Source organism: Kitasatospora sp. NPDC059722 (assembly GCF_042733235.1).
GTDB lineage: Bacteria > Actinomycetota > Actinomycetes > Streptomycetales > Streptomycetaceae > Kitasatospora.
The window spans coordinates 1-5117 of record NZ_JBHWGD010000018.1 but is presented as its reverse complement, the minus strand read 5'-3'; the positions used below and the strand labels follow the sequence as shown (position 1 = coordinate 5117).

5 protein-coding genes are annotated in these 5117 nt (G+C 72.6%); 2 read left to right on the top strand and 3 right to left on the bottom strand.

Annotated elements, in window-relative coordinates:
- Positions 1-122: 122 nt before the first annotated feature.
- Together ACFV4F_RS14475 and ACFV4F_RS14470 are read right to left on the bottom strand one after the other, a co-directional pair.
- Positions 123-1160: a hypothetical protein gene (locus tag ACFV4F_RS14475; RefSeq protein WP_380442006.1), complete on the bottom strand. Its 1038-nt coding sequence runs from the start codon at positions 1158-1160 to the stop codon at positions 123-125.
- Positions 1157-1669, bottom strand: a complete 513-nt coding sequence (locus ACFV4F_RS14470) for a SigE family RNA polymerase sigma factor (RefSeq protein WP_380442004.1) — start codon at positions 1667-1669, stop codon at positions 1157-1159. The genes ACFV4F_RS14475 and ACFV4F_RS14470 overlap by 4 nt, the downstream gene beginning before the upstream one ends.
- A 119-nt stretch (positions 1670-1788) precedes the next feature.
- On the opposite strand from ACFV4F_RS14470, the gene ACFV4F_RS14465 reads away from it, so the two are divergent.
- Positions 1789-2424 carry a hypothetical protein gene (locus ACFV4F_RS14465; protein WP_380502456.1) on the top strand — a complete coding sequence of 212 codons (636 nt, stop codon included), beginning with the start codon at positions 1789-1791 and terminating at the stop codon, positions 2422-2424.
- A gap of 8 nt (positions 2425-2432) precedes the next feature.
- On the opposite strand, the gene ACFV4F_RS14460 is transcribed toward ACFV4F_RS14465, so the two are convergent.
- Positions 2433-3407 (bottom strand): RDD family protein, encoded by a 975-nt coding sequence (locus tag ACFV4F_RS14460; RefSeq protein WP_380502453.1) that lies wholly within the window; start codon positions 3405-3407, stop codon positions 2433-2435.
- Between the two features lie 295 nt (positions 3408-3702).
- On the opposite strand from ACFV4F_RS14460, the gene ACFV4F_RS14455 reads away from it, so the two are divergent.
- Positions 3703-4707 (top strand): stage II sporulation protein M, encoded by a 1005-nt coding sequence (locus tag ACFV4F_RS14455; protein ID WP_380441998.1) that lies wholly within the window; start codon positions 3703-3705, stop codon positions 4705-4707.
- The last annotated feature ends 410 nt before the right edge of the window (positions 4708-5117 follow it).

The following is a 5117-nucleotide window of genomic DNA, read 5'->3' as shown; positions in this document are numbered from 1 at the left end:
GCGCCCCCGGCGGCGCCCCCCAAAAGGGGCCCCCCTCACACTCTAGGAGGGTTCCAACCCCCCCCCCGGGGGCCGCCCCCCCCCCCGGGGGGCCCCCCCCCCCCGGCGCGTTCGGACGTCCGTCAGCGGATGACGTCGGTCGTCCAGGTCGACGGGTCGACACCGGTGGGGTGCACCATCCGGGTCAGGCCCTCCAGGCCACCGAACTTGTCGAGCAGCGGCTTGCTGCCACCTTCGGTCGTCGCGCAGATCTGCAGACCCTGCTCCTCCCGGCAGACCGTTTCGGACTTCCCGAACTCCAGCTTGCCCGCGGGGGCCACGATGAAGGCGATGGTCATCTCGCCGACGGAGAAGGCGGCTCCCGCACTCCACGGCTGCCCGGCCGCAGGACGGCTCAGATCGGCCTGGCTCGGCCGGAGGCCCTCCGGCAGTCCCGACAGCCAGAACGGCAGCGCGGCGGGCCACTCGCCGGTCTGGACGTCGGCCGCGATCCGGAGCAGCACGTCGTCGGGCACCTCGCCGCCGCGCGGGCGGTTCGACACCAGCTGCGCCCAACGGCCGGAAGCGGTCTGCCAGCACAGGATGCGCCGACCGCTGTCGAACGTCGGATGGGTCGGATCGGTGATCCAGTACGCGGTCCGGCCGTTGACGGGGGGCGCCGGGTCCTTCTCCGGCTTCGACTGCGATGTCTCGGTCAACCGGGGCTCGGCACCGGCCGGATGGACGAGGAGGTCCAGCCGCCGCCCCGACGGGCCGCCCTGGCCGGCCTTGGTGACGACCGTCGATCCGTCCGCCAGGTACCCGACGTCGCGAGCCGGGTCCAGCCAGTCGGGGAGCCAGCCGAACCTGCCGCTGATGATCAGCGGATTGGTGGGGCTGCCGACCGGCTCGCCGGGGGTGGGGGCCGCGGATTCCCGGGGAGTGCCGGCGGGCAGCAGTTGGGTCGCGTGCAAACCCCCTCCGGGCGCCAGCAGGAGGGCGGCCGTGACCGTGGCCGCTGTCATGGCGGCCAGCGCGCCGACCGCCGCCTGGCGCCGGCGGCGCAGGCGGGCCCGTCCCCGGGAGATGGACGTCGCGACGTCGAAGGCCGCCGGTGGGGCCGGCGCGTCGGCCAGGGCCGTCAGGTGGGCGGCCAGCTCGTCGTGATCGTTGATGGTCATGGCGTCCTCTCTGCGACGGCGGGGCGGGCGACGAGCCTGGTCCTGAGGGCGTCCAGGCCGCGTGAGCTCTGGCTCTTCACGTTGCCGGGGGAGCAGCCCAGGGCCTCTGCGGCCTGGTCGACGGTCAGGTCGCAGTAGTAGCGCAGGACGACCGTGGCGCGCTGGCGCGGCGGCAGTGCCGCCAGGGCCTGGCGGAGGTCCAGCGAGGCGTCCAGGTCGATGCTGTCGGCGACGGTCTCGGGCGTGGTCTCCCGGCGGACCGTGCGGCGCCACCACGAGGTGCGCTGCTCGCCGAGGAACACGTTGACCAGCACCCGCCGGGCGTAGCCGTCCAGGTTCTCCACCCGCTTGGCCCGCGACCAGTTCACGTACAGCTTGGTGATGGTCTCCTGCACCAGGTCGTCGGCCCGGTGCCAGTCCCCGCACAGCAGATAGGCGACCTTCCGCAGCCAGCCGCTCCTGGAGGCCACGTACTCCGTGAACTCCGCGTCGTGTGTCTGCTTCGCCATCCGCACCCCCCTTCATCGTGTCGGCGGCGTCTCTCCCGCGCCGTCCGCCTCCCTAATGCGGGCACTGCTCCGGAAGGTTGCATGCCGGCCGGTCGGAGGCGTCCACGTAGGCTTCGGGCATGCCCAACGGCCGGTACTCGCTCCACGACACCCATGACCACGTGCTGCTCGGCGAGGAGCGGTTCAGCTGCGCTCCCGGGCCGGCCGGCTGGCGGTACGTCTCCAAGACCTACGCCCCGGACGGCCGGGTGACCGGCACCGTCGACCTCACGCTGGACTCGCGCGCCCGGCCGCTGCGGATGGAACTGCGGGCGGGCGGGTGGCAGGTCCGCGGCGGCGCGGTGGACGGGGTGGCGTGGGTGCGTACGGACGCGGCCGACCCGGGCGGCGAGCACGCGGTGGAGGGGCACGACCGGGCCCACGGGTTCACCGGGCGCTCGCCGGCCTTCCTGGTCGCGACCGCCCGCCTGCTGCGGCTGCGGGAGGGGGCGAGCGCCCGGGTGCGGCTGGTGGCGTTCACCGAGCCGGTGCTGGCGCCGCGCACCTTCGACCAGGGCTGGTTGCTGGAGGGGACCAACACGCACGACACGGATTCCGGTCCGCTGCTCGTCGAGCGGTACCAGGTGGCGGACCTGGAGACCGGGGAACAGCAGGTGGTGCACCTCGCCGGGGACGTGGTGCTGTCGGCGGACGGGATCGAGCTGGAGGAGCTGGAGTCGCCGCCGAACGCCTGGCCGGTGGAGTTCGGGGGGTAGGCCGCGGGTCAGGCGGGTGGGGCGAAGCCCATGTCGTTGGGCTGGGGGGTGGCGGCCGGTGCCGGCGGCGCCGGCGGTGCCGGTGGTGCGGTCAGCGGGGCGGGGGCTGCGGCGGCCGCCGCGGGCATCGACGGCTGCGGGGTCTGAGGGCCTTGGGCGGTCGGCGGGGCCTGTGGGGTCGGCAGGGCCTGTGGGGTCTGTGGGGCTGCCGTCGGCCGGTAGCCCTCGGCGCGTGTCCACTCCCGACGCTGACGTTCGGTGAGCACGGCGCCGAGGTAGGCGGCCGGGTGCACTCCCGGTGGCACGTCGTGGGACGTCCTGGCGGCGAGGTCGGCGGCCAGCCTGGCGGACAACCGGTGCGCCACGGCCTGGTCCAACTGGCCTATCCTTCCCAGTAGTTGGCGGATCGCGAGCCACAGCGGCTCGGGGACGGCCGACAGGTCCATCGCGCGGAGCTCGTGCCCCATCGACTGCAGCAGCTGCGGGTGCACCGGTGGCAGGGCGACCGCCGTCCCGCCGCCGCCCGGGGCGCGCTCGCGGACCACCAGCGTCCCGGCGAAGATGTCGCCCAGCCGCTTGCCCTCCGAGTTCACCACCGAGCAGATCACGGCGGGCGCGCCGCTCAGCGTGATCAGCTCGAAGAAGCCGGTCAGGCCGCGCACCAGCGCGTGCCGGAACCGCACCGGACCGCCGTCGCCGCGGACCACCCGCAGACCGAGCGCGGCCTTGCCGAGTGAACGGCCGTGGCTGAACGTCTCGACCATCACCGGCACGCCGACCAGGAAGAACACCATCAGCCCGAGCAGGATGGCGGTCAGCGCGGCGCCGTCGAGGCCCGAGAGGGCGACGCTGAGGACCAGCGAGGTGATCAGCAGGGCGGCGAACTCCACGGCCAGGTCGAGCGCGACGGCCAGCGCCCGGCTCGGAAGCTTCGCCGCGCGCAGGTCGAGGACGACCGCCTCACCGGTCACCAGGTCGCTCAAGACACCCGTCCGTTCACGCTCGTCGAGGTCGCGGAGGCGGATGGACGCCGTGGCGCGGAAAATCCCGGACCGGCCCCCGCGACCCACCTGCTGCCGTCCGATCCGCAGTCGCCAACATACGGCGCCCGGCGCTCGGACGGGAAGTGAGATCCCGGGGGCCACGGCGTCGGTCCGTCCTGGCATGCTGGGCCCGCACGTGTCCGTACGTCTTCGCCCGCCCGACCTGCCCGACCGCCCCGCGTGTGTGCGGCCGCCCCGTGCGCCCCGCGCCTCGCGTCGACCATGGAGCCGCCGCATGGACCTGGACGTCTTCGTCGCCACCCACCAGGGGGAGTGGAACCGGCTGGACGCCCTCGCCCGCAAGCGCCGGCTCAGCGGAGAAGAGGCGGACGAACTGGTCACCCTGTACCAGCGGGCCACCGGCCACCTGGCCAAGGTGCAGGCCGCCGCGCCCGACCCGACACTGGTGAGCCGGCTGACCGCGCTGGTCTCCCGCGGGCGGGCCGCCGTCACCGGCACCCGCAGCAGCGGTTGGCGGGACGTGGCGCGGTACTACACGGTGAGCTTCCCGGCGGCCCTGTACCGGTCCCGCCGGTGGTGGCTGCCGATCGCGGTCGTCTCGCTGGTCGCCACCGCGGTGATCGCCTGGTGGGTCGCCAACCACCCCGAGGTCCGCAACAGCCTCGCCTCGCCCGAGATGCTGCGCCAGATGACCCGCCCCGGTGGCGAGTACGAGGCGTACTACTCGGACCGCCCCGCGAGCTCGTTCGCGGCCCAGGTCTGGACGAACAACGCCATGGTCGCCGTCAAGTGCCTGTTGTTCGGGATCGCGCTGGGCATCCCCGTGATCTTCGTGATGTGGTCGAACGTCCTCAACCTCGGCGCGGGCATCGGCCTGATGGCCTCGGCGGGCCGACTCGACGTCTTCCTCGGCCTGCTCATCCCGCACGGCCTGCTGGAGCTGACCGCCGTCTTCGTCGCCGGCGGGCTCGGCATGCGCCTCGGCTGGACGGTGATCGACCCGGGTCCGCGCACCCGGACGACGGCGCTCGCGGAACAGGGCCGTTCCATCATCGGCATGGCCATCGGCATGGCGACGGTGCTCGCGGTCTCCGGCATCCTCGAAGCCTTCGTGACCCCGTCGGGCCTGCCCACCTGGGCGCGCATTTCGATCGGCGTCGTCGCGGAGACCGCCTTCCTGCTCTATGCCCTGGTGCTCGGGAAGAAGGCCGCGGCGGACGGCGAGACCGGAGACCTGGACGCGGCCGACCGGGCGGACCTTCAGCCGGTCGCCGCGTGAGGCGGATGTGATCACCAGGCCTCTGACCTGCTACTCTTCTCGCATCCCGGCCGGACCATTGACGTGGCACCGGTGGGCTAGTAGGTTTGAACGGTTGGGACTGACTGGACAACGGTCGGGCCCGGGCGTTAGTGTCTACGACACCGCCAAATCGAGGCGAGCGCGTTTCACGAAATGCGCGCCCTCCGACGAAGCAAATCCCGCGAACTGCGCAGTACGAAAGCTTTGATAAGCTTCGGAGCGAAGTTGCAGGAAATCCCCCCAGTGGGAATCGGATGAAAGAAACTCCGGGAAAACGGAGCGGAAAACATCTGGTAAGCTGGAAACACGAAAGAACGAAGCGCCCGGAGGGCCCGCTGGAAGGCGGCTCGAAGGAAGCGTCCGTTCCTTGAGAACTCAACAGCGTGCCA